Below are 24,379 nucleotides of genomic sequence, written 5' to 3'. Positions count from 1 at the left end.
CCTTTAACCTTAGCGCAAGCGCCGGTAATCGTTCAATCCGACGAAGGTGCCGCCATTGCGGTAGGTCAGCTCGCGCATGAGCGCAGCAAATCGGATGCCGGTTAACTGGCTGGACGCCCGTGGATCGAATTGCACCGGAAACCCAACCGCGTGAATGCGTACCCGGGCTGTTTCACCCTGGCGGGCATGGTTGAGCCGGTCAACCACATTCACCACCTGGGTGATGGAATTGCCGGTAAATTCATCGCCAAACACGTAGATACTGATTTGCTTATTCGGGTCATAAAAAGTACGTATGGCTTTCTGAATACCCTCCACCGGGCTGGAATTACTGAACGGGTTCCAGGTGCGCAGACGCGAAATAATGGTCTGGCGGCGCGACGGGGTATCGGGTATCCAATCGTCGCGATAACTGGTGTACATATATCCGCCCATATCGTTCATGATCTGAATACCTTTTACCGTGGGGTAAATGTCCAGTACGTTGATCAGTTCATCCATCATCCGGGGCCAGGCATAGTTGAACATTGAACCGGAGGTATCGATGATAAAAATAATGTATTCGCTGTCCACCGGGATTCCGCCGATGACGCTGTTCTTGCGTTCAAAACGGTCACCCAGCAGGCGTTGCATTTCCTCAGTTAACGACTGGGTTGCGCGCGCGAGTTTACCCAGCTCGTTGTCTTCACTGCTGGCCTGGCGGGCGAGCGATGCATAGCGTGCTTCCAGTGTGGCGAGCTTGCCGCGCAAAATAGCGATTCGTTGGGTTTCCTCGTCCAGTTGTTCGTGTTTGGCGTTCAGGTCCCGATTGAGAATTTCGGTCTCACCCCGGATAGTGAATAACTGGCGCTGAAGATCGGCCACGAGTTCACTGCGGTCAGTCTGGGATTCTTCGAGCACTGCGGTGGGCACGGTTTTGGTGATCATCAACAGCAATACAATGGCCCCGAATCCACAACAGATGACGTCCAGAAAAGACACGTTGAATTCGTCTGTTTGTCTGCGTGAACGTCTGCTCATGGCCAATCCCTGGACGGGCTGATAAACGAGCCGCGGGTAAATTGCGAGAGATACCAAAAATGCGCCGCGGCCATGGGATCACCCTCCATAGGGGCCAGAATCACGTTAATCGGCACGCCTTTGGGCAGCAGGGTAATTGCCTTCTGGAACAGTTTTTCCCGTTCCGGGCCGGTAATGGTATTGCGTTTGGGTTTATTCATGCCCTGGGTGGGCAGGCCGTCAGTAATCAGAATGATATTGTCGGGCCGGGGGTTCAGCGCATTGATGGCGTGGAAGGTTTTTTCCAGACTGGTGCCGTTGCCGGGCACCAGTTTGTTGAGATTCAGCATGGCCAGTTCCAGCTGCTTTTGATCGGACACCCTGAGCCACTGACCCTGCGTGTCTTTCAGTGCCGGCGCTACGTCGGTATTAAAATGGTACACCTGATAAAAGGATTCCTGGGGCAGTTGGGCTGCCAGCCATTTGACGGTGGACACCGCCCGCCGCCACTTGGGAGCGTTCAGTTTCACCTTGTCGTCCATATTGCGCATGCGAATGATGTTGATGAGCTGTTCATCCAGCATGCTGGCAGAGCTGTCGAGTAATATCAGTACCCGCGTGCCCCCGAGTTTCAGGCCGGTGAGGTATTGCCGATCGCCGTCACCCATGTAGCGCAGCGCGTCCTGGCCCCGTTGTTGGTCTTCGGCCTTGAGTTTTTCTATTTCCGCCTGCAGCCGCTCTCGCTCTTTCTTCAGCCGCTGGATTTCCTCTTCGATATCACGTGCAGAGAATTCCCCCAGTTTGCCCTGGGCGATATTGATGTCTTCCTGTATCCGGCGTGCAAGCCCCTGGGCTTGCACGTGTTCCTGGTCCAGTGCTGACAAAGTATTGCGTAGGGCTACGAGGTTTTCCTGACCGATACGTATTTCTTCCTCGAGTTGTGAAACCTCGGCATGGAGGTAATCGGTCTGTACTTCTGCGCGGTTGTCTACGTCGTGCTTGATAATCAGAAAGATCAAGGCTACGGCGCCAAAACCACAAGACATAATGTCCAGAAAGGACAGCGAAAAAGTGGAGAAGCCGCGTTTCTTACGAGCCATCTGGCGAGGCCTCCAGGCGGATAAAACGCAGCTCGCCGAGCGTGGGGTGAATCAGTCGGTCACCTGGCCGCACGAATGCATTCTGACGCAGCGGCAGTGATTTCCAGCCATTGCTGAGGCGCTCAATGATCGCGGACTTACTGATCAATGAAAGGTCGGGTGTGGTGCCGTTTGTGTTGTGGTACCAAAGGCTGTCGCGACGCACAAGATGAAGCTGGCCTTCCAGTGCAAACGCCTGATCGCCCGCCAGCAGGTGAGTGGCCGGTAAGGGTGTGGCGTCGGTTGAAGGCGCGCGGAAACTGATGGATTGATGTGCCTTCAGGGGCGCACCGGCGAGCGCGGGCTGGAGTAAGCTAAAGCCCAGCGGTAGGTCAGTGTCCGAGAGCAAGGTGCCCGGCAGATCCGGAATATTGGCGGCTAGCGGGCTCAGCAGCAGCGGGCCTTCGCTGACCTGGCCTGCAATGCGATCGTTCAGGGGTCGGGCGATGGCCGTCAACCAGGCCGGGTCCAACTTTATTTTGTTGCCGTCGATGTCGAGGTCCAGATTGCCCGCGCGGATTTGCTTGATGGAGGGCAGCAACTGGTTGAACAGGCGCTGCTCGCTGTCGGCGCTGTGCAAAGGGTCATACCGGCTTTGGCGCACGCATTCGCGCGCCAGACAATTCAGCCATTGGTTTAACAAGGGGGTTGCGCCCTGGTCTGGCAGTGGCGTTTGTTGCAGGACCACCAGCTGCCCGTCCCGACAGGACAGCTTTGTGAGCACGGCATTGTGCTGACAGATTTCAAGGTGAAAGAAGGGTGCGTCCGGATGCAATCCCGTGCGTTGTAAATAACCTGCCGACTGCAATAACGCCACCGGCGCCAATGCTTGCATGGGGGTGCCATTGGCATTCAGCAGTCCCGCCAATAGCGCCTGTTGGTTGGTGTCATAGGGCAGGCTGGTCGCGACTGCCACCGGCCCTGAATGTTGGGCTTGCTGTAACCACAGTGTGAGTTGTTGATAGGCCAGGTCGGCGTGGTGGCGAAAGCCGTCGCGGGCGGGTGTCAGGGGTGCCTGGTTAAGTTGTTGCCAGTGCAGGCTGGAGACTTTTGCCGGCTCGAGTCGGGCTCGTGCAAGTGCGTCCCTACCGCTCAGCAGTTGCTTATCGCCCGTGAACAACAACGCCGGCTCCGACAGGCGCTGTTGGTCGCCGTCGAATAATTGGGTGCGGTAATCGTTCAGGTACAGCAGGCCCGGATTCATCAGTCTGCCTTTAATTGTTTCAGCAAATAATCATCGCAATAGGATTGGGTGTCGAGCACCAGACGTTCCTGCAACAGCTGTAGCTGGTGGGTGAAAAACATGATGACAATGCTGATGACCAGTGCCACAAAGGTTGAGTTAAAAGCCACGCCAAGACTTACGGTAACGCCCGCGATGTCACCTTCAACCGCGCGATGGGCCTGCCCCAGGGCCTCGCCAATACCACGCACCGTGCCAATGAAGCCTATGGATGGAATCGCCCAGGCGATGTACCGCACCATTGCCAGTTCGCTGTCGAGCCGGTCGGATTCCGCTTCGCACACTTCCTTGACCACATTGGCGGTATCACTGATTTTGTGGGTTGAACCAAAGCGCTGAAGCGCGGCTTTCAGGGCGCGCGGCAACAGGCGGCTTTGTTCTGCGGCGGGCAGCTGCTCCAGGCTGCGGGACAGACCCCGGGTATCTTCTGGCAGCACACTGGTGCTGTTGTCGATGGGTAATAATTTTTGCTCCAGCAGACGGCGTTCACTCATGCCGTTGGCAGTTTTCATACCCATGATCGCGAGCGCCCAGAACATGAGAATGAAACAGGCTTCCTGTTCATAGTCCCGTAAAACCACATACATCGAACGCTGTACCACGTAGTTTTCACCCGCGGCCTGGCGCGCCATTTGTTCTTCCAGCAGGGCATTGGCTGTGGGCCTGATCATGGAGACATAAATAGCGTGCACCAGGATGACAGACACCAGGAGCGCAAATAACTGGAAGATGAATTCAGAGCCGGTTTGTCGTTTCATGCAGTTGTCCTGTGGCGTTAAATGTCGACCGGAAAAGAAACCGATAAATCGTCTGATATTTCTTCGCTGGGTAAATAGCCTGCATTTTCAGGCGCAGTATTAACGGGCTCGCTCTCCACGGCAGGTTGCTCTGGCGTGGTTTGCTCGGGCTCCTGCGCGAGTACCCAGGAGGCGAGGCCCGTTGTCAGCAGTGTGATCCATAACCAGTGTTTCATGGGGTTCATTCCTTTCGGGGTTCGACAAAACGGGCGATTCTGAAGCCCACGTCGTTGCGTTTTTCTGCGCCATAGTCGCGGTACGCCATGCGCAGTTCGGTGATGCCACCGTGGGCCCAGCTGGATCCCCGAATAACGTGATAATCACCTTTTTCCGGGCCCAATGGGTCTGTCTCGGTTTTCATATTAAGGCCAGTGCCAACGCCATAAAAATCGTTGATCCATTCTGATGCGTTGCCGCCCATGTCGTATAGGCCTTTATCGTTGGGGGCGAATTTACCCACCGGCGATGTCACGGGGTAACCGTCCTGATAGTCGAGGATAATCAGCCCCAATAATGCGGCCGCGCTCCGGTCGCCATAGTTTCCGGCACCGGTGGGTGGCGGCATCTGGTTCCCCCACGGGTATTTGCGCAAACCGTCATTGTCCTGCACCCGCGCCAACCAACTCCATTCGGCTTCCGTTAATAACCGGTACCCGGTGGCATCCGGATTAAACCCGGTAATGTTGCCGTCGGTTTCCTGATAAAACGGCGGCAGCTTGGCTTTTTCCGAGAGCCAGTTGCAAAACCGCGCCGCCTGGTCCCAGGTGACATTCACCACCGGCTGTTCATTGCCGAATAAACTGTTTCCGTTTACGTGACTGGAGCTGTGGAAGCGTTCGAACTGGACAAAATCGGCATTGGTGACCAAAAGAGGGGACACGTAAAACGGGCGGGTTAACGCCACTTGGCGCAGGCTTTCATTGGAACGGCGGCCCTGTTCCCGGCGCGAACTGCCCATGGTGAACCGGGCATTGGGCTTGAACAGGGTTAAATGCTGGCCCGTTGCTGTGGTGATTTGTTGCGGAATTTTGTCCCACTTGGCCTGATCCAGCGTACGCAATTTAACGCTCAGTTTTTGTCCCAGTGCAGGGCGAGGCGTAACTTCCGCTTCAAAGGTCTGGTAGCCGCTCTTTTTGACTTCGATTTTGTGGGGGCGGGCAGGGAGCTCGAGTATCTGGTTAGGTCGCCCCATGAGTCGGCCATCCACATACAATTCGGCATCGCTTACGTCGGTGCTGATATTGATCTTACCCAGCGCCGGCTGCAGTGCGAGCATTAAGTCTTGTTGGTCGCCGGATGCAATGGCGCGCCGGGTTTGCAAATCCTGATAGCCGTCTTTGAATACTTTGATCACGTGATCGCGCCCGGGCGCCAGTGACAGGGCGACGGGGGTTTCCCCAAGGAAGCTGCCGTTGACAGTGACACTTGCGCCACTGGGTCGCGTGCTCAGGTTGATTACCCCGTCGGCTTTAGCCAACTTGATTGCAGGCAAGGTCAGCTTTTCGCCGGCCTGAAACTCGAACAGATCCTGCCACAGTTTGTGTCCCGGCAGTGCAAGGCTTAATTGTTGTTCGCCTTGCAGAATCTGGAAGGTGCCCGGTGTCTGTCCCAGCACCTGGTCGGCGACAGACAAAGTTGCGCCGGGAGGTTCTGTGGAGATGCTGACGTCGGCCCATGCGGGCTGAAGGGTAAGTTCAAGGTGTTGCAGTTGGTCCAGACCTTCAATCACCAGATTTTGTTCGTGCGTGAGATAGCGGGGGTGTACCAGACTGAGGCTGTGTTGGCCCGGGGGCAAGTCGGCGATTTCAGCGGCGGTGGTGCCCCGTTTGTCGCCATCAATTAGTACATCGGCGATGATATTGGGATCACTCAGTGAGATGGCGAGTCGGCCCGGCAGCTTTTTCAGCTCGAGCGTAAATTGCTGCTCCGCATCGCGCGTGACCTCAATCTGGGTTTCCAGTGGATAGTAGCCCGGATGCCGGGCGCTAACCTGGTATTGACCCGGAAACAGGAGCCAGGTGTCGGCCAGTTTGATGCTGGCAGGACTGTCGACGGTGATAGCGCTGTTCGCTGGCAGCGTGATAAAGCTGACCGAGCGCGAAAGCATTAACAGCAGCACCAAACACAACCCGGTGGCGAGCGGAATGCCAATGAGCCATTGTTTGCGACTGGGACGCCAGTGGCGCCGGTCTGAGGCTGCGTTGTGTGGGGTAAATTCGACGGGCTGAATCAGGCTTTCATCAGACGCAGACGATGCAGGCAGTTCAGAATTGTGCTGTGAATTCATTCTGTGTCCTTTTCCAGCTTCATCCACCCAGAGCGATTTTTTCTTTGCAGCGTACGTCCACAATCACCTGGGTGGCATCGAGGGCTACGGTGAACTCCTCGCGTACATCGCGGAAACCTTGCCGGCTACCTACGGCGACGTAGTTGCCGGGTTTGAGCGCCAGCGTTTGTTCGGCAAAGGCCCCGAGTTTACCCACGTGATACACCGTCACCTGGGTCAGATTATCGGATCTGAACACAACCTGACGCGGCTGGGTGACCTGCTCGAGCAAAGTGTTGACCTGCTGGCGCTGCTGAATGAGTTTCGGGCCGGCATCGCCGAGTTGCGTGAGCTCTTGCAGAATTGCTTGGGCCTGATTCAGCTTTTCCGGTTTGTTGAGCTGCAGTGGTTGTGCCAGGAGATTCAACGTTCGCTTCTCCAGATCCGCTCTGGCATCGGTGCGGAGCTTGCCAACCAGCGCTTCAACCACCGTGGCGTCTGTTTCCAGTACGCCGCGGTAGAGTGTATTGGCGTCAATCCATCGCTCTTCCTGCTCGGCTTTCATGGCTTGTTGTACCCGGTGCTGGATGGAGGCGAGGGTGCTTTGGTTGGCGACCTGTTGCAGTGCAAGGGTGACTGAATCGTCTCCCGGACGGATGTTATCTGCGCGCTTGAAGCTTTTCCGGGCTGTCTCAAAATTTCCGCCATCCAGGGCTTTGAAGCCCTCACTCATGGCCTGATTGAAATCCCGGTCCTGGATTTTTCCGGTCAGCGCCGTCACCGCATCCTGGGCCAGCGGCGATCGGGGATCCAGTGCGTAAGCTTGTTTGTAGTGACTCAGTGCTTCGTCCCAGTGGTCGGTTTTTTCGGCCTGCCGGCCTTTTCGCAGCAGGGCCAGTAATTCGGTTTGAACTTCGGCGCTGGCCAATCCCTGTTGGGCATCATTGTTCTGCGGATCAATCGCCAGCGCCAGCTCAAATGCGGTCCGGGCTTCGTCGGTCTGTTTGTTCTGCAGCGCGGCGTCGCCCAAGGATAACTGCTGGGTGAGGATGTTACTGGACCGTTGCTGTAATTGCTCCAGTTGGGTCAGGGCGCTGCGGTAGTTTTCCTGTGCAACTGCGAATTCTCGCTGTCGATAGAACTCGTCGGCCCTGACCGCAGTGTCGAGCGCAGCCTGGTAGGCGGTGCCGGCCCAGTCGCGTACGCGCATGCCTTCCAGTTGGTCCTGCAGCTGGATTACCTTGCTGAGGATTTCCTGGGCCTGCTTGCGTTCGCGGGCTAACTGAGCATCGGCAAAGGGTGAGTCGGCAGGCGTCTGCGGCGCGCTCGTGGGCGCCTGCATGCCGGCTTCGATTTCAGTTTGATCGAGTGCGACCGGTTCAACCAGTGAGGGCAGGATAAAAACCACAAAAACCAATAAGGCGATCAGACCGGCAATGGCGCCGTACTGGACTCGCGATTGCTGCCACCAAGGCAGGGCTTGGTTGTCGTTCATGTTGTTTGGTTGTCCTTAGTCTGGCCGCGCCACACCTGGTCCTGAAAAGCCGGTATTAAAAATACCGGGGTCCTGTAGTTTTATTATAAGCCGGTTTCGGCTTTGTAGATTTCTTTTAATAATGCGCGCCACTGGTCGTATTGGTTTTCCACTGTGCCGGACAATGTGATGGTTCGATCCTCCAGTTCAATAATCTGCGGTTCTATTGCGGCTTCCAATGAGTCCCCAAGCTCAATCAGGGTCTCGGAGTGCATTTTTGCTTCCTCGCGTTTATCAAAGCCGCTTTTGACCATGTAGCCACCGGCGGCAATGGCGACCTGGCCAGCTGCGCGCCCCGCGCCGCTGTTGTTACCCGCAGCGGCAATGCCCCCGATGATAGACGCGACGCCGGCGATGGTGCGCATGGTCGCTTCGCTTTCCAGTTCCCGTTGGGTCACTACGGCGTCATAGCTTTCCGCGCGCCAGGTCTGATAGGGACCGTCCATCTCGCGTACAAACGTGCCGTAATAATCCTGCAAGGTGTCCACGAACAGGTAGTCCCGTTCGCGTATTCTGCGCACCCGGTTCAGCATCGGATCATCTTCTGCCGGCAGGCGAATGACGGCGTACTGACCGTCCTGGGTTTGTGACAGGTGTTCACTGAACGCGCTGGGGGAAAAATCCCGGGCGAAGCGCAACTCGGCAATGGTGCGCAGGTTAGTGATATCACTGTCTTTCAGCGTTTGCTTGTGGTCGAGCAGGTCATTGGCAATCTGGTTGTAAATTCCCTGGAACGGATCGGCGCCATTGACTAACCGATCGTTGTAGGCGTAGTGGCTGGCGGATTCCCGGTAAATGCGATCAAACCAGTGATTGCCGGATACGTCGTGTACGCTGATGGCGAGCGATAAGGTTTCGCCATCGGAGTGGAGTATCTTGCCTTTGACCGTTACATCGCTACTGGAGCTGGCTGGCGGAACCACCCGTACCGCGCCCCAGGCGGCGGAGACTTGCAGCGTTTCTGCCAGAACCACCGCCATATAGCGGGACTCGGCCTTGCGTACTTCGGGGAAGATCAATCCGTCCGAGTCGGCCGCGTCATCAATGCCGGGGTCAAATAATTGCACCCCCACATCCAACAGCAGGTGCTCGGGAATCTCTGCGGTAACCCGATCAATAGGCACGTGGTTGGTGGTTTTCACTTTGTGTGAGCTGCAGCCTGCAACCAAGGCGCTAAGTAACAGTACCCATAGCCCGTGCTTGATCATCTAAGACGACTCCTTTGCCGCTTGGTTTTTGTACTTCCTATACTCGTCCCACAGTTTCTCGCGCAAAACCGGGTCCTTTTCCCGCAGTGCTGCCTCGCGAATCTGGCGTGCCACCACATCGTCGTCATCCCCGGAAGGAATATCGGCGGGCGCTGCGGCCGCGGCAACCGTGGTGCTGCCGCTGTAGTCGCCCTGACGCTCCTCGCCGGCACCCACGGGTTCATTGCCCTGGCCGTTTCCTTGACCCGGCAGGCCCTGCGCCTGGCCCTGGCCACCTTGTCCTTGTTGCCCCTGGCCTCCGGTGTCAGCGAGATCGCCTTCATCAAATATGGGGCCGTCGACCTGCGCCACCTTGTCTTCACTGCCGCGCTCATTGCGCCGGTTCGCGATGTAGTCCCGTTCGCGCAAAATCATTCCGTCATAGCCGGCAATACTGGCCTCAAATCGCGCATCGGCGCTTTCTGTCATGGAGCCGTTATTGCCAGCGGATGAGGCGGTGCTGGTGGGATAACCGGTATCGCGCCCCGGCATGGCGTTTGAGCCTGAACGGCTGGTGGCAACGCCTGCTGACTGTTGCTGGCCGGAGGGCGGTTTGGCGCCCGATTGACCAATGGCTGATTGTGCACCGCCAGACTGGCCGGCGTTGGCTGCCTGTTGCGCAGCGGCGGCCGCGGCGGCTTCTTCTTCAGAGAAATCAATCTCGCCTTGTTGGCCGGTACTGGCACTCGCGCTTTGCGGGTCGTTGCTGGCTTCGCCCTGACTCCCCTGGTTGGCTTGCGCTTGTTGGGCATCTGCAGTCTGACCCGCACTTCCGGTCTTTCCCGATTTCGATTGGCTGTATACCGGGGTTCCCTGACTGCCCGACTGTTCGCCGCTGGCACCGGATTGTTGTCCGGCCTGGCTGCTTTGCTGGCCCGAGGACTGTGAACCCTGTTGCCCAGACGGGTTTTGTGCGCTTTGTTGTCCCTGCGACTGCGACTGCGACTGCGACTGCGACTGCGACTGCGACTGCGACTGCGACTGAGACGAACTGGATGAAGACGACTGACTGGGGGTGCTGGCGCTGGAGCTGCTTGGGCTGGGCGGTATTGGCGGTTGTGGTTCCTGCTGGCTTTGGCTCTCCTGCTTGCAGCCTGCCAGCGACAGCAAGGTAACTAATGCGCCGATGATCATTCCGTCATTCAGTTTTATCGGTTTCATGATGATTTGTCCGAAAATAAATACCGATGGGTAATGTCCTTGGTGGTTACCGCTTCACCGTTCTGGAATCTCGGACGGAATTTGGCGGCTTTCAGCGTGCGCCTCACCCGTGATTTCATGCGCGAGTCATCCGCCGGTGAAGTCTCAAGAATATCAATGTTTGTGACCCTACCGTAAGCATTGACGTTGAATTGTGCCAGAACATAGTGGTTGGTGTTGATCGTGTTGTTTTGGTCCAGATCGATCAGGGGCATATCGGGTAATGCAACCGGTCGCCCGAACAGTTCGGCCTCCAGGCTGGCGTCTTTATCGACTGTTATGGCGCGCTGGTAGGCATCCCGGTAGAGATCCATGGCCGAGTGCCATTTGCCAAATAACAGGTACCAATCCGCCAGTGCAACCTGCGCCCGGATTTCATCGGCGGGGCTGGCTTCGGGATTGTTGCTGTAGACATGCACCATGCGATTGATGGCAGAGCGGCCATTGTCAAAGCTGCGGCTGATGTAGGCCTGCAAGCGCGCGCGTTCATCTTCGGAGGCGGGCATGGAGCCGTTTTGAACAGCGAGTTTGTTCTGGTTTTCCTGTTGATAGGTGGCAAGGAAATAGTTGGATGCGGTGAGGCCCCGCAACGGATCGATCATGCGTAAATCATTGGCCCCGTAGGTTGTGCCCACCAGATCCACAGCAATCTGGTACAGATTGTGTGCGGCGAGCAGGTGGTGAAACAATCCGCCACTGACATTGAGCGCGTAGGCTTGCAGATGCCAATCGCTGAGCTTGTTGATAATGGGCAACATCCGGGGATCATCATTGCCGTAGTTCCGGCGATGAAGCCAATAAAGGTATTGGTATCGCTCGTTCGCATCTTCCCATTCGCCCAGTGCAATCTGGCTTTCGATGATGTTTTCGAGAATGGGAATTTGCCCCATGTCGTACAGTCCGAGATTGACGCGCTGGATGTGCATGGCGCGCTTGAACACTTCGATCGCTTCCTGGTGTTCACCAATTGCCTGGTACTGAGTGCCCAAACCGGACAAATGCTGGGAAAGCTGAAGGTCGTAGGCGCCGTAATCGGCTTCGATTTCTTCAATGGCCGACAGGTATTGTCTGGGAGTTACGCGGGTGTCGTGTGATTGGTTTTTACCGATGCGTTTAAGATTGTCTTCGCCCCGTTCATCGGGAGAAATGAGATAATCTGTAGCGGGTTGCTCCAGCTGCTCTTCGGCAGTGAGTAACGGGCTGAACAGAAAGACGCAGATACAAAGTAAACGTGTTTTCACCATTACGCCGCTCGTGTCAGATTGTGCCAAACAGATCCATTCCTACCTTCCCGGCTCATCCTCCCTGGTCGGGGCGGAATTCCTTCAGAGCTGGCCACAGTGTGCTGTGGAACACATGATCCCTGCCAGCAGATGTGCCTCGGGGGCGGGGCTGGCGACTGGCACCGACACTGCCTTGCGGTGACTGAATATGACTATCTGGTCAGCCTAACGCGGACGCAAGGGGGGTTCAAGTGCCAGATAAAAATTCTGACTACAAAGGAGTATAGCTAATAGCCAGAAAGGCGGATTGGGTGCAGTGACTCAATTGTGTGCCGGCGCACACCACAAGCCGCGAGAACTACGTGGTTTCAGGCTTTTTATCCCAACGGCCTATAAGGCTGATGCTGACTATTCAAAAAAATTAGAAGTCGTCTCGATTGATATCGGCTTTGGTCTCTGTTTTTACCGCGGCCGGTGGTACCAGACCTGTGCCCACAGTTCCGACGGATTGCGCGCTCATGCCATGCACATCCTGACGTGCTGAATAAGGGAAACGTGCCATGCGGTAGAGGCCGTAAAGGCTGATGGTGAACAGGCTGATCGCGCAACTCCAGAAAAATCCCCGAGGCCCTACGGCGTCCAAAAACGGAGCAACCACTAACGGTCCAACTGATGCACCAACGCCGCCCACCAGTAAGATTGTGCTCGACGCCGCGACAATTTTTTCCGGTCTCATATAGTCGTTCACCAATGCACTGAATACGGCGTAGAGGGGTAACGCGAAGCCACCAAAAATCCCCACACTCACCAGTAACAAAATAAAGTTCTCGGTAGGCAACAGGCTGGCGGTCAGCGCAAGGGCGCCGGCAATTGCGGTCAGCGTGGTGGCGACCAGGCGGCGGTTAAAACGATCGGCCAGCATACCCAGGGGCCATTGCAACACAAGGGCACCGGCGACAATGGCGGCCATCAACCAGGCCACCTGATGGGTGCCAAGCCCGACCATATTGGCGTACACCGGTGCCATGCCGAACACCATGGCGCTGCACATCTGAATCAGGAACACCCCCATTAATCCAAACGGAGCCCACTGAAATAACTTGAGCGGGCTGATACTCGGCGTAGGGGTAACGACCGGCGTGGGGGTGGCGGTGGCCAGAATAGGGATTGCGGCCGCGCTCATCAGAATGGATATCAGGCTGAATAATTCAAAACTGCGTGGATCGGCGAGGTTGAGCAGGAATTGGCCGCCAAGTATGCCACCGAGCAGGGTAATCATGTACAGAGACATGATCTTTCCGCGATTTGAGTCGTCGGCGGCCTGATTCAGCCAGGATTCGGCTACCAGGTAAATGCCACACATGGCAAAGCCGGTTAAAAAGCGCGTGGCAAACCACGCCCACGGATTGATATAAAGTGAGTGCAGCAGCACGCACAATGAAGAAAGCGCAGTCAGTGCGCCAAAGGTTCGCACGTGACCTACCCGCTTGATCACCTTCTGACCACGGTGTGCACCCAGCAGGAAGCCGAGGTAGTAAGCTGACATGATCAGCCCAGTGAGTGTATTGGGAAAACCCTCCAACGCGGCGCGCAGGCTGATTAACGTTCCTTGTGCGCCCACACACAAGCCGATGAGAAGCATGCCGAAAAATAATGGCCAGATGCTGGTGAGCTTTTTACGCAAGGAAGACTCCGGGTCGGGACAGGGTATCGGGTGCAGTCTAGCGGCCCTTGCCGAAACTGCCTACCTTTTATCGGTATGATTCGTGTTCAGGCTCAGGCGAGGCCGATGTGAGCAGTCCGGATTGAACAGTCGAATGTTACAGGAGAGTGCAATGAGCCCGGAGGTAATACTGGATTTCTGGTTTGATGAAATCCAACCCGCCCAATGGTGGAAAAAAGTGCCCGCATTTGACCAGCAGATCCGCCGTCGATTTGGCCAATGGTTGTTGGCTGCACGCACAGGCGAGCTGGACCATTGGGCGGTGGATGCATGGGGTACGCTGGCGCTGGTAATTGTATTGGATCAGTTCAGCCGCAATATCTATCGCGACAGTGCTGAAGCATTTGCCGGGGATGCGCGCGCTCTGGCATTGGCGAGTGTCGCGGTGGATGCGGGTTGGGATCAGCAGTTAAACAACGCACAGAAACATTTCTTATACATGCCGTTTATGCACAGCGAATCACTTGCCTTGCACGACCGGGCGCTGCAATTGTTCAGTGCTTTGGAGGGCGAAGACCCGGCCGCCTTTGAGCGCCGGCACCGGGATATTATCGAGCGATTCGGCCGTTACCCCCACCGCAACGAAGCGCTGGGGCGGGTGTCCACGGCCGAGGAGTTAGCCTTTTTACAGACGCCTGGCAGCCGGTTTTAACCCCGGTTGGCCGCGTAGGTCTCTGCAGCAGTTTTAAACGCTTGCCACATGGCCATGTACAGGGGGTTGTTGGCCGGCTTCCACTCGGGGTGCCATTGCACTGCCAGCGCGAATTGTTTGGCGTCGGTCACGCTGAAGGCCTCGATGAGCCCGTCGGGTGCAGTGCCTTCAACTTGCAGTCCTGCACCCAGGGTTTTGATACCCTGGCCGTGGATGCTGTTCACTTTTTGCACGGGGCCGTTGGCGATGCGTGCCAACAGGCCGCCCTGTGCCAGGTTGAGGTCGTGCACATCGGCATAGAGACCGTCGGCAGGCGCATCAAAATCCACGGTCGTATTGTGCAGGGCGAAATCCGCTTCCACGTGCAGTTGCTGGAACAGGTCGCCACCGTAGGCCACGTTCATTTCCTGAAAACCACGGCAAATGCCGAACAACGGAATGCCGCGCTGGACAATGTCTTTGATCATAGGGAGCACGGTGGCATCGCGCGCCGGGTCGTGCGGGCAACCGGCGTAACTGGCACCCCCCTGGTAGTGATGTGGCTCGATATTGGACACTCCACCGGTGAGCAGGATGCCATCCACGCTGGCGAGCAGGGTCTCCCGGTCCAGCTTGTCCGCCAACGGCGGCACAATCAGCGGCAGGGCGCCCATAATCTCGGCCACCGGGGCCACATATTTGGCCATGACCTGGTAATAGCGGGTGGTATCTGCTCCCTTGGTTTTGTCCAGGGTTTCAGCGGTGATGGCAATAACGGGACGGCGCATGAAAAATCCTCTGCGTTAACTCCCTCTGAGTGTAATCGCTTTGGTTGAAAGTGTGCATAACCCAGCGAGGGCGGACGACAGCTTTGTGGTAGTATTGCCGCTTATTTGGATGATTTGTGCGCAACGAGTGCAGAATCCGGTTTTTATTGTGTTGGGGGAGCCATGTCGGCCGTCAGGGAAATCATTTTAAAGTTCAGTTGTGAAGACCAGCCCGGCATTGTGGCAAACGTGGCAGCGCTGTTTGCGGCCCAGGGTTTTAATATCCGCGAGTCGCAGCAGTTTGAGGACGTAGAGCAGCGGCGATTTTTCATGCGCACGGTATTGGATGCCACGACCCAGCAGCTGTCGCTCGATGAAATCAAGGCGGCCTTCCTGCCGGTGGCCCGCCGTTACGCGATGGAATGGGAACTGGTGGATGCCGATGCCCGCCTCAAGGTATTGGTGGCGGTAAGCCAATGGGACCATTGCCTGCATAACCTGCTCAATGCCTGGAAGCAGGGCAGCCTGGCGGTGGATATTGTCGGTGTGGTGTCCAATCACGACAGTCTCCGGAACCTGGTGGAGTGGTACCAATTGCCGTTTCATCATCTGCCGATCAGTGCCGACACCAAACTTCAGCAGGAACAGCAGATGCTGGCGCTGATGGAGGCGGGCGGGGCTGAATGCCTGGTGCTGGCCCGTTACATGCAAATCCTGTCCGATGCCATGTGCCGGGCGCTGTCGGGGCGGGCGATCAACATCCACCATTCATTCCTGCCCGGTTTCAAGGGAGCCAGGCCCTATCATCAGGCCTATGAACGCGGGGTAAAGCTCATCGGCGCCACCGCCCACTATGTCACCGCCGATCTGGATGAGGGGCCCATCATCGAGCAGGCCGTGGAGCGGGTGTCGCATGTGAATACCCCTGAGGAGCTCACCGCCATCGGTCGGGATATCGAATCCATTGTGCTGAACCGGGCGTTGCGCTGGCACGCCGAGCACAGGGTGTTGCTGAATGGCCACAAAACGGTGGTTTTCTCCCGCTGACCACAGATTCTTCGATGCATTACCCCTGACTCCGCAGGGGTGTGCGGTTTTCCCTGCAAGTTCAATAACCCCTGCGACTCAACACCGCTAAGCTTCTGGCATCTATCGAGCATTATTTAAGGTGTTGAATCATGTCTGCAAAACCATTATCCGTGAGTGCCATGGCTCACCGGTTAGACGGTGAAGCCAGCGAAGTCTGGGCGGTGCACGACAAGGCGTTGGAGCGTAAATCGGCGGGCGACGACATTATCCTGTTGTGTGTTGGCGACCCGGACTTTCCCACGCCGGAACCGATTTTTTATCAGGCACTGGCCGCCATGAAGCGCGACCGCACCCATTATTCGCCGGCGGAAGGCGAGCTGGGGCTGCGCGAGGCGATTGCCGATCTGGAAAGCAAAACCTCGCCGCACCCGTGCAGTGCCGATGACGTGGTGGTGTTTCCCGGTGCCACCAACGCGCTGTTCAGCGTGTTCAGCTGCTTGTGTAACCCGGGTGACGAGGTGGTGGTTCCAGACCCTATGTACGTGGGCTATTGCGGCGTGTTTGATGCAGTGGGGGTGAAAACCGTGCCGGTGCCCTTGTTGGCGGCACAGAATTTCGCGCTGGATATGGACGCCATGAAGGCCGCCATTACCGATAAAACCGTGGCCGTGATCGTCAATACGCCGGGCAATCCCTGTGGCAACATGATCCCCCAGGAACAATTGCGCGAACTGGCGGCCTATACCCGGGAGCGGGGCGTGTGGCTGATTTCGGACGAAGTCTATTCCATGATTACCTTCAAGCAGCGCCACCGCAGCCTGCGCGCCAGTGCAGAGTCGCTCGACAATGTGATCATGGTGGACGGCTTGTCCAAGTCCCACGCCATGAGCGGTTGGCGCATTGGTTGGGTGGTGGCACCACCGGCACTGGTAGGGCACCTCACCAATATGGCCGGCGCCAGTATCTTTGGTTGCCCGCAGTTCATTCAGGACGCAGCCGCCTTTGCACTGCGCTATGACGATTACTATGTGGCGCAAATGCGCGATGAATACCAGAAGCGCCGTGATTTTCTGGTGCAGCGCATCAATGCCATGCCGGGAGTGAGCGCCGATATGCCCGACGCGGGCATGTTTGTGATGATGAATACCGCCAAGGTCGCCACCAGCGGCCAGGCCTTTGCCGAGCAGCTGTTGGCGCAGACCGGTGTGTCGGTGGTGCCGGGTGCCGGGTTTGGCGAGGTGACCGAGCACTATGTGCGCATTACGTTGGCCCAGCCGATCCCGGTATTGACCGACGCCATGGACCGGCTCGAGACCATGCTGTCTGTCACGCAGGCCGCGGCAGGCTGACATCGCCGCACTCAGCGCTGGCGCGCAGGCCCCCCAATCGCTACCATGTAGCGCTTTGCGGGGGCCACAAGCCACCCCATAATTCCAATAATACAAGAAGCGATCCTTTTTATGATGCGTCCACTGACGGCGTGGGAAATTGCACTGCCCACCTTGACCTTGTTTGGCTTGTTGAGCCTGTCTGTATTTCTGTTTGGCGATAGTTCATCGCAAGGCGCCAACCAGATTGCCCTGTCGCTCAGTGCTGCGGTGGCTGCCATCATGGGATGGCGTGCGGGACTGGGCTGGAAGGACATTGAAGCGGCTATTTTCAAGGGCATCAGTGTGGCGCTGGGCGCGATTCTCATCCTGTTTCTGGTGGGCATGTTAATCGGCAGCTGGATTCTTTCGGGCACTGTGCCGACCATGATTTATTTTGGTTTGCAGTTGATGGACCCGAGCTGGTTTTATGCGGCCGCTTGCCTTGTGTGCGCGCTGGTGAGCGTGAGTATCGGCAGCTCCTGGACTACCGCGGGCACCATCGGTATCGGCCTGATCGGTACCGCGGCGGGCCTCGGTTTATCGGTGGAGATTACCGCCGGTGCCATCATTTCAGGTGCTTATTTCGGCGACAAAATGTCACCCTTGTCCGATACCACCAACCTGGCGCCGGCGGTTGTGGGCACAGATTTGTTCGCGCACATCCGTCACATGGTGTGGACCACCACTCCGTCAATTATTATTGCGCTGGCAGCGTTTTTGTTTATCGGTATCAGCGCTGAGGCACCAGCGTCAGATCAGCAAATGCAAGCGATGCTGACGCTTCTGGACGACAACTTCGTGATCAGCGGCTGGTTGTTGTTGCCCCTGTTATTCGTATTTTTTCTGGCTTACAAAAAAGTACCGGCCATGGTCGCCATCCTGCTGGGTGCGCTGGTGGCGGCGCCCTTTGCCATTGGTTTTCAGTCGGACGTGGTGATTGCTTATGCCGGCGGTGAAGACCTGGCTTCCTGGTTGGCCTTATTCAAAGGTATCTGGATGGCCTTTGCCGACGGTTATGTGGCCAATACCGGTAACGAACAGATCGACAGCCTGCTCTCGCGCGGTGGCATGAGCTCCATGTTAACCACCGTCTGGTTGATCGTCACCGCCATGGTGATGGGCGCGATTATTGAGCGGGTGGGGATTCTGGAGGCGCTGATCAAAGCGATCCTGCGCTTTGCCAAAACCACCGGTGGCCTGGTGGCCTCTACCATTCTGACCTGCATTGGCACCAACATCGTGACGGCCGATCAGTACATTGCCATCGTGCTGCCCGGGCGTATGTTCCGTCTGGAGTTTGCCAAGCGCGGCCTGAGTGCCACTAACTTGTCCCGCACGCTGGAAGACTCGGCCACCATCACCTCGCCACTGATACCCTGGAATACCTGCGGTGCTTACATGGCCGGCACCTTGGGGGTGGCAACGCTGGCATACCTGCCGTACTGTTTTTTCAATTTGGTCAACCCGCTGATTTCCGCCATTTACGGCTACACTCAGTTTAAAATCGTGCCCTTGTCGCCCGAAGAAACCGCGGAGCTTGCTGCCGAGCTGGAGCAGGCTGCACAAGGTAAAGACACCGATCACCACCTGACAGAAGGCGCCCGTAGCCAGGTATGAAGTTCGATCAGATAGACCTGAAAATTCTCAATGCATTGCAGGCCGACGCGCGCATTTCCAATGCGCGCCTGGCGGAAAAAGTGGCCTTGTCTGAATCTGCATGCTTGTCTCGCGTAAAAAAGCTGCAGGCTCAGCGCTGGATTGCGGGTTTTGCCGCCGATATCAATTTAACCAAGCTGCGCCATGTTCATTTTCTGGTCAATGTGTCATTGATCTCGCAGGACCCTAAAGTGAATCGAGACTTCAAACAGGCTATCGGTGCCATGCCGCAAGTGATTCGCTGCTACAAAATTTCCGGCGAGTACGATTACATTCTCGAATTCTTGTGCGTTGATGCAGCCCAGTTCAATCGCCTGAGCGAGGGGTTGTTGGAGCAGGATCTGGGAATCGAGAAAATGCACTCCCAATTGGTGATCGAAGACACCAAGCCTTTTCAGGGGCTGCCCTTAGACGAGTTATTTGAGCTGGACGAGGATTGACACACGCATAGCCTAAGTCGCGTAGCGCGGCTAATGGCGTTGGTCGAACCATCCTTCTTTGGCCAATTGCCTTTCCAGTGCCGGGTCGCCAGTGGCCTGCCAGCGTATGTAAGCCTGCAGTTGATCCGTCATGTCGAACAGCTGTTCTTTCTGGCAGGCGTCGGCGACCAGTGATAATAATTCCGTAAACCTGTCTGCCAGGCGCTGGAACAGACCGGGATTGGCCTTGTCGTGCTCGCCCAGATAGCTGTAAGCACTGCGGCCCATGCCAGAGAAATAGTCTTGCTTCAGACCTCGTCTGCGATAGGACTGCGGAAAGAGCGCGCCGATAAAAAGCGCAGTATCCCCAAGTTTCCTCAACAACATACAGCGCTCCCACTCGGTCGCCGCATGGCGCGCATCCTGGTAAATCAAGGCCAGGGGGCGCAAGGTCAGGTGCTGATCTTCATAATCAAATAACTGGTGGCTGTGACCATAGCGCGCCAGTAAGCCGCTCAGATACCAAAGCGTTTCTTCCTGCGTGTGTGTCGGGTATTTTTCGGCTTGGTGGTTGAGCCGGTGGCGAAAATAGTCCACCAGTTGCGCTTCAAACGGGGTGTGAAAATCCATCATGCCTCCAGACTGCCAAATACTGCTGCAATAATATTTATCCCTAAGTGGCGCCTTTTTCAAGGTATAAAAAGTGCGTTTAAAATAATAAAAAAATATATAAAAACCGGTTTTGACCCCTCTTGAAAAGGCTTGAGCTGCACCTATTTTGCGCTTCGGAGGTAATAGGAATGTTTGCTTCCTGACCTTCCTTTCATTCATTGCATGACGCATTTTGTGTAACCCAATGGGAGGAAAATCCTATGCATTTACGCCCCTTGTACGATCGCTTGGTGGTCAAGCGCCTCGCCGCTGAAACCACCACTAAAGGCGGCATTGTGATTCCCGATAAATCTGCTGAAAAGTCACAGCAGGGTGAGGTCGTTGCCGTGGGGCCTGGCAGTCTGCTGGATAACGGAGATTGCCGCGCGCTCAGTGTGAAGACCGGTGATCGGGTACTTTTTGCCCAGTATGGCGGTACAGAAATCAAGCTCGATGGCGAAACTTTTGTCATCTTGCGCGAATCCGATGTACTGGCCGTGGTTGAACAGTCTGACGTTAAGGAGAAAGCAGCATGAGTGCAAAAGCCATTTTATTTTCTAAAGACGCACGCGAGCGCATGTTGACGGGCGTGAATATTCTGGCGGATGCAGTAAAGGCCACCCTTGGCCCTAAAGGTCGCAACGTGATTCTGGATAAGAGCTACGGTGCGCCGCGGGTGACTAAGGACGGAGTCTCCGTTGCCAAGGAAATAACCCTGGCCGACAAGTTCGAGAACATGGGTGCCCAGATGGTAAAAGAGGTGGCTTCAAAAACCGCTGATATCGCAGGCGACGGTACCACCACCGCAACCGTGCTGGCGCAGGCATTGGTGCGCGAGGGGCACAAGGCGATTGCCTCCGGTATTAATCCCATGGACCTGAAGCGTGGGATTGACGCGGCGGTTGCAGCTGCTATCGAACACCTGAAACCTGTGTCCAAACCCTGCAACGATACCAAGTCTATTCGCCAGGTGGCGACGGTGTCTGCGAACTGGAACGAAGACATTGGCGAAATACTGGCGCAGGCCATGGATAAAGTGGGCCGCGACGGGGTGATTACCGTTGAAGAGGGTAAGTCGCTGCAGAACGAACTCGATGTGGTCGAGGGTATGCAGTTTGATCGAGGCTATCTGTCGCCTTACTTCATTACCAATCAGGATAAAATGCAGGTGGAACTCGACAATCCGTACCTGCTGCTGGTAGACAAAAAGGTCAGCAATATCCGTGAGTTGTTACCGGTACTCGAAGCGGTAGCCAAAGCAGGGCGGCCTTTATTCCTGATTGCTGAAGATGTGGAAGGCGAAGCGCTGGCAACCCTGGTGGTGAATAATCTGCGCGGCATTCTGAAAGTCGCTGCAGTAAAAGCGCCGGGCTTTGGCGATCGTCGCAAGGAGATGTTGCAGGATATAGCGACATTGACCGGTGCTACCGTCATTGCCGAAGAGGTGGGTCTGAGTCTGGAAAAAACCGAACTGGCGCAGTTGGGTTCAGCCAAACGTGTGGTTATCAGTAAAGACAATACCACTGTGGTAGATGGCGCCGGCGACAAGCAAGCCATTGAGGCCCGCGTCAACCAGATCAAATCCGAAATCGACGTCACCAGCTCTGATTACGATCGCGAAAAACTGCAGGAGCGATTGGCTAAACTCGCCGGTGGTGTGGCCGTGATTAAAGTGGGCGCGGCCACCGAGGTAGAAATGAAGGAGAAAAAAGACCTGGTAGACGATGCCTTGCATGCAACCCGTGCAGCGGTTGAGGAAGGGATTGTGCCCGGTGGCGGTGTCGCCCTGGTCCGCGCGGCTGAAGCGGTGCGCAGTGCTGGATTGAAAGGGGCCAACGAGGATCAGCAATTGGGTATCAATATTGCTCTGCGTGCAATGGAAGAACCCTTCCGCCAGATAGTCTCCAATGCCGGCGTAGAACCCAGTGTCGTGCTGGAAAAAGTCCGTAATCAGGATCAGGCCACTTATGGCTACAATGCGCAGACAGAAGCCTACGGTGACATGTTGGAGATGGGGATTATCGACCCGGCCAAAGTGACCCGTACTGCCCTGACTAACGCAGGGTCTATCGCGGGACTGATGTTGACCACCGAAGTTATGGTGACCGACAAGCCCAGTGATACCAAAGCCGCGCAGGCGCCAATGCCCGACTTTGGCTGATGCGTCATTGCAAGGGGGGCTTTGGCCCCCCTTTTTATTACTCAGCTAATTCCAACGGCTTAGGCCATTGACTAGCTCCTCTGGCGGATTGGGACTTTTACCGATTTCCCTACAATGTTGGCATGTCATCCAGTCTTCGAGGCGCCCTGATAATGATCTATGAAAATTTGCAGCAATCCCTGGTAAACGCTATTGGTCGTTACCCTGTCGAGGTGGCGGCGTCGAGACAAAATCTGGATGTAAAAGTCCGTCAGACACTGAGTAAAATGCGCGAGCGCATGAATAATATGGAGCAGGTGCTCGGGCGAACCGCAGATGAAAACGCTGAGCTGAAAAGCCACGCGGTTCAATTGGAAACCCGGTTGCAACTGGTCAGCAATGCCAACTATCTGGCCGCTAAGCGCGAGCAGGAGTTAAAAGCGCAGGTTCTGGACCTCGAGGCTCAACTTGCAGTCTACCGCCGTCAGGCAACCGCCGATAAAAAGGAAATCGAGGCGTTAAAAGATCAGTTGTTCGCCTGATCCCGGCAAATATTCAACCAGCGGCGAAGTCCCGGGCCAATGAATTTCTGACGGCGCAAGGCGATGTAAAGGTCGCGGGTAAAGTCCCGCTGTGGTGTGGCTAGTGGCACCAGGCTTTTGCGCGCGAAGGCATCCCGTAAACTGATACCCGACAAGCAGCCCACGCCAAGACCGGCCTCCACCGCCCGCTTTATCGCTTCGGTGTGCTGTAGTTCCAGCTCTACATGCAGGCCCGGCAATAGACCGTGCATTCCGCGGTCAAACGTCTGGCGGGTTCCGCTACCGGTTTCCCGCACTATCCAACGCGCCGCCAGAATGTGCTCATCCGTCAGATGCGTCACGCCCGCAAGTGGATGGCCCGGCGCACAAAAGCACATCAACTCGTCGCTACGCCAGCGACTGACGTCCAGGTCCGGGTGATGGATCTCACCCTCAATCAACCCCACGTCGATGTCAAAATTCAGCAGCGCCTGAGTAATTTTGGCGGTATTGGCCACAGACAAGGCGACTCGCGCCTCGGGGTCTGATTGCCGGTAGGCTTGAATAAGACCCACTGCGAGGTAATTGCCTATGGTCAGGGTCGCGCCCACATTCAGCTGGCCGCCGGAAGGCCGCTGCTCCAGTTGTTGATCAAAATTCGCCGCCTGCGCCAGCAATGCTTCCGCATCGACCCGCAGGCGCATGCCCAGTTCGTTTAACTGCAGCCGTTTTCCCACCCGATCGAATAACTGAATGCCGTACTGGGTCTCCAGATCTTTGAGCGCCCCCGAACAGGCGGATTGTGACATGGCCAGCGCCTGCGCAGCCTGGGTCACCGTTTGGTGGTGGGCGATAGCGACAAAGACCTGCAGCTGGCGCAGGGTGAAATGCAGTGGTGTCATTTTTATATCGGTAAAACAGATAAAGTAAATCTATATTATCTGTTTTACCTGTATTTCGCCAATCGCTATATTTGGCACTCTCATCGAGGAGGGGCCATGAGCAACCTGATCAAAGAAACCGTATTGGCAGTCCATCACTGGAACGACACCTTATTCAGCTTCAAAACCACGCGCGATCCCGGGTTCCGGTTCCGCAATGGGCATTTCACCATGATGGGGCTGGAGCAGGAGGGCGGTCGGCCGTTGCTGCGGGCCTATTCCATAGCCAGTGCCAACTACGAAGATGAGCTGGAATTCTTCTCGATTAAGGTGCCCGATGGCCCGCTGACCTCCCAGCTGCAAAAGGTCAAGCCCGGTGATCAGATCATCATTAATCGCAAGACCACGGGCACCCTGGTGACCGACTACCTGCAACCCGGAAAGCACCTGTGGCTGTTTGCCACCGGCACGGGGCTGGCGCCGTTTTTGAGCATTATCAAAGATCCCGAAGTCTATGCTCAGTACGACAAAGTGATCCTGACCCACGGTGTGCGCTATGTGTCTGAGCTTGCCTATCAACAGGAAATTGAACAGGCGTTGCCCAATAACGAGTTTTTTGGCGAAGACGTGCGCAATAAGTTGCTTTACTACCCAACGGTTACCCGCGAACCCTTTAGGAATCAGGGCCGGTTAACGGATCTTCTTACCAGCGGGCAGCTCACCCGGGATCTGGGTTTACCCGACATCTCGCCAGAACGTGACAGGTTCATGATTTGCGGCAGTCCGTCCATGCTCAAAGACACCTGCAACATTCTCAACGACCTGGGTTTTACGGAAGTGCGTGGCAGCAATCCGGGTAACTATGTGATCGAGCGGGCCTTCGTCGAACAATAACCCTTGGCCTGTACACATGAACCGCGGCTGTCAGGATGATTTCTGGTAG

23 protein-coding genes are annotated in these 24,379 nt (G+C 56.2%); 9 read left to right on the top strand and 14 right to left on the bottom strand.

The window, feature by feature from the left end; translation table 11 throughout:
- Positions 1–9: 9 nt before the first annotated feature.
- The 11 genes from M5M_RS04605 to M5M_RS04555 form a co-directional block, all read right to left on the bottom strand.
- Complete coding sequence (locus tag M5M_RS04605; RefSeq protein ID WP_015046305.1) at positions 10–1,020, bottom strand: VWA domain-containing protein; 1,011 nt, start codon at positions 1,018–1,020, stop codon at positions 10–12.
- On the bottom strand, positions 1,017–2,099 hold the full coding sequence (locus tag M5M_RS04600; RefSeq protein ID WP_015046304.1) for a vWA domain-containing protein: 1,083 nt from the start codon (positions 2,097–2,099) through the stop codon (positions 1,017–1,019). The genes M5M_RS04605 and M5M_RS04600 overlap by 4 nt, the downstream gene beginning before the upstream one ends.
- On the bottom strand, positions 2,089–3,342 hold the full coding sequence (locus tag M5M_RS04595) for a hypothetical protein (protein ID WP_015046303.1): 1,254 nt from the start codon (positions 3,340–3,342) through the stop codon (positions 2,089–2,091). The genes M5M_RS04600 and M5M_RS04595 overlap by 11 nt, the downstream gene beginning before the upstream one ends.
- A complete protein-coding gene (locus M5M_RS04590; RefSeq protein WP_015046302.1) occupies positions 3,342–4,139 on the bottom strand; it encodes a MotA/TolQ/ExbB proton channel family protein in 798 nt (265 codons plus the stop codon). The genes M5M_RS04595 and M5M_RS04590 overlap by 1 nt, the downstream gene beginning before the upstream one ends.
- A 17-nt stretch (positions 4,140–4,156) precedes the next feature.
- On the bottom strand, positions 4,157–4,354 hold the full coding sequence (locus tag M5M_RS04585; protein WP_015046301.1) for a hypothetical protein: 198 nt from the start codon (positions 4,352–4,354) through the stop codon (positions 4,157–4,159).
- 5 nt (positions 4,355–4,359) lie between these two features.
- Positions 4,360–6,465 (bottom strand): PEGA domain-containing protein, encoded by a 2,106-nt coding sequence (locus M5M_RS04580; RefSeq protein ID WP_015046300.1) that lies wholly within the window; start codon positions 6,463–6,465, stop codon positions 4,360–4,362.
- A 19-nt stretch (positions 6,466–6,484) separates the two neighbouring features.
- A complete protein-coding gene (locus M5M_RS04575) occupies positions 6,485–7,939 on the bottom strand; it encodes a tetratricopeptide repeat protein (protein ID WP_015046299.1) in 1,455 nt (484 codons plus the stop codon).
- Positions 7,940–8,022: 83 nt separating this feature from the next.
- Entirely contained in the window at positions 8,023–9,186 is a 1,164-nt protein-coding gene (locus tag M5M_RS04570) for a hypothetical protein (protein WP_015046298.1), read from the bottom strand.
- Positions 9,187–10,386, bottom strand: a complete 1,200-nt coding sequence (locus M5M_RS20305) for a hypothetical protein (RefSeq protein WP_015046297.1) — start codon at positions 10,384–10,386, stop codon at positions 9,187–9,189.
- Positions 10,383–11,669: a hypothetical protein gene (locus tag M5M_RS04560; protein ID WP_015046296.1), complete on the bottom strand. Its 1,287-nt coding sequence runs from the start codon at positions 11,667–11,669 to the stop codon at positions 10,383–10,385. Before M5M_RS04560 ends, M5M_RS20305 begins: the two co-directional genes overlap by 4 nt.
- A gap of 400 nt (positions 11,670–12,069) precedes the next feature.
- Positions 12,070–13,332, bottom strand: a complete 1,263-nt coding sequence (locus M5M_RS04555; protein ID WP_015046295.1) for an MFS transporter — start codon at positions 13,330–13,332, stop codon at positions 12,070–12,072.
- Between the two features lie 151 nt (positions 13,333–13,483).
- Between M5M_RS04555 and M5M_RS04550 the strand changes: the two genes are divergently transcribed.
- Positions 13,484–14,023: a DUF924 family protein gene (locus M5M_RS04550; RefSeq protein ID WP_015046294.1), complete on the top strand. Its 540-nt coding sequence runs from the start codon at positions 13,484–13,486 to the stop codon at positions 14,021–14,023.
- Here the strand turns inward: M5M_RS04550 and M5M_RS04545 are convergent.
- Positions 14,020–14,790, bottom strand: coding sequence for a gamma-glutamyl-gamma-aminobutyrate hydrolase family protein (locus M5M_RS04545; RefSeq protein ID WP_015046293.1), 771 nt, complete (start codon positions 14,788–14,790; stop codon positions 14,020–14,022). The genes M5M_RS04550 and M5M_RS04545 overlap by 4 nt on opposite strands.
- Before the next feature lie 162 nt (positions 14,791–14,952).
- Between M5M_RS04545 and purU the strand changes: the two genes are divergently transcribed.
- The 4 genes from purU (at position 14,953) to M5M_RS04525 (ending at position 19,264) form a co-directional block, all read left to right on the top strand.
- Positions 14,953–15,816 (top strand): formyltetrahydrofolate deformylase, encoded by an 864-nt coding sequence (purU, locus tag M5M_RS04540; protein ID WP_015046292.1) that lies wholly within the window; start codon positions 14,953–14,955, stop codon positions 15,814–15,816.
- A 131-nt stretch (positions 15,817–15,947) separates the two neighbouring features.
- Positions 15,948–17,147 (top strand): pyridoxal phosphate-dependent aminotransferase, encoded by a 1,200-nt coding sequence (locus M5M_RS04535; protein WP_015046291.1) that lies wholly within the window; start codon positions 15,948–15,950, stop codon positions 17,145–17,147.
- A 111-nt stretch (positions 17,148–17,258) separates the two neighbouring features.
- Positions 17,259–18,785, top strand: a complete 1,527-nt coding sequence (nhaC, locus tag M5M_RS04530; protein WP_015046290.1) for a Na+/H+ antiporter NhaC — start codon at positions 17,259–17,261, stop codon at positions 18,783–18,785.
- Positions 18,782–19,264: an Lrp/AsnC family transcriptional regulator gene (locus M5M_RS04525; RefSeq protein ID WP_015046289.1), complete on the top strand. Its 483-nt coding sequence runs from the start codon at positions 18,782–18,784 to the stop codon at positions 19,262–19,264. Before nhaC ends, M5M_RS04525 begins: the two co-directional genes overlap by 4 nt.
- Positions 19,265–19,294: 30 nt before the next feature.
- Here the strand turns inward: M5M_RS04525 and M5M_RS04520 are convergent, their stop codons facing one another.
- Complete coding sequence (locus M5M_RS04520; protein ID WP_144062387.1) at positions 19,295–20,086, bottom strand: hypothetical protein; 792 nt, start codon at positions 20,084–20,086, stop codon at positions 19,295–19,297.
- A 29-nt stretch (positions 20,087–20,115) separates the two neighbouring features.
- Here M5M_RS04520 and groES point away from each other — a divergent pair, with 29 nt between their 5' ends.
- The 3 genes from groES to M5M_RS04505 all read left to right on the top strand — a co-directional run bounded on the left by groES (position 20,116) and on the right by M5M_RS04505 (position 22,576).
- The gene (gene groES, locus M5M_RS04515) at positions 20,116–20,430 is read left to right on the top strand and encodes a co-chaperone GroES (protein ID WP_015046287.1); all 315 of its coding nucleotides are present in this window, start codon (positions 20,116–20,118) and stop codon (positions 20,428–20,430) included.
- Entirely contained in the window at positions 20,427–22,055 is a 1,629-nt protein-coding gene (gene groL / locus M5M_RS04510) for a chaperonin GroEL (RefSeq protein WP_015046286.1), read from the top strand. The genes groES and groL overlap by 4 nt, the downstream gene beginning before the upstream one ends.
- 152 nt (positions 22,056–22,207) lie before the next feature.
- Positions 22,208–22,576 carry a hypothetical protein gene (locus M5M_RS04505; protein WP_015046285.1) on the top strand — a complete coding sequence of 123 codons (369 nt, stop codon included), beginning with the start codon at positions 22,208–22,210 and terminating at the stop codon, positions 22,574–22,576.
- Here the strand turns inward: M5M_RS04505 and M5M_RS04500 are convergent.
- Complete coding sequence (locus M5M_RS04500) at positions 22,561–23,448, bottom strand: LysR substrate-binding domain-containing protein (RefSeq protein ID WP_024330522.1); 888 nt, start codon at positions 23,446–23,448, stop codon at positions 22,561–22,563. The two genes, M5M_RS04505 and M5M_RS04500, sit on opposite strands and share 16 nt — an antisense overlap.
- Before the next feature lie 105 nt (positions 23,449–23,553).
- Here M5M_RS04500 and M5M_RS04495 point away from each other — a divergent pair, with 105 nt between their 5' ends.
- Positions 23,554–24,330, top strand: a complete 777-nt coding sequence (locus tag M5M_RS04495) for a ferredoxin--NADP reductase (RefSeq protein WP_015046283.1) — start codon at positions 23,554–23,556, stop codon at positions 24,328–24,330.
- The last annotated feature ends 49 nt before the right edge of the window (positions 24,331–24,379 follow it).

Source organism: Simiduia agarivorans SA1 = DSM 21679 (genome assembly GCF_000305785.2).
Lineage (GTDB): Bacteria > Pseudomonadota > Gammaproteobacteria > Pseudomonadales > Cellvibrionaceae > Simiduia > Simiduia agarivorans.
This window is presented reverse-complemented; position numbering and strand designations above follow the sequence as displayed.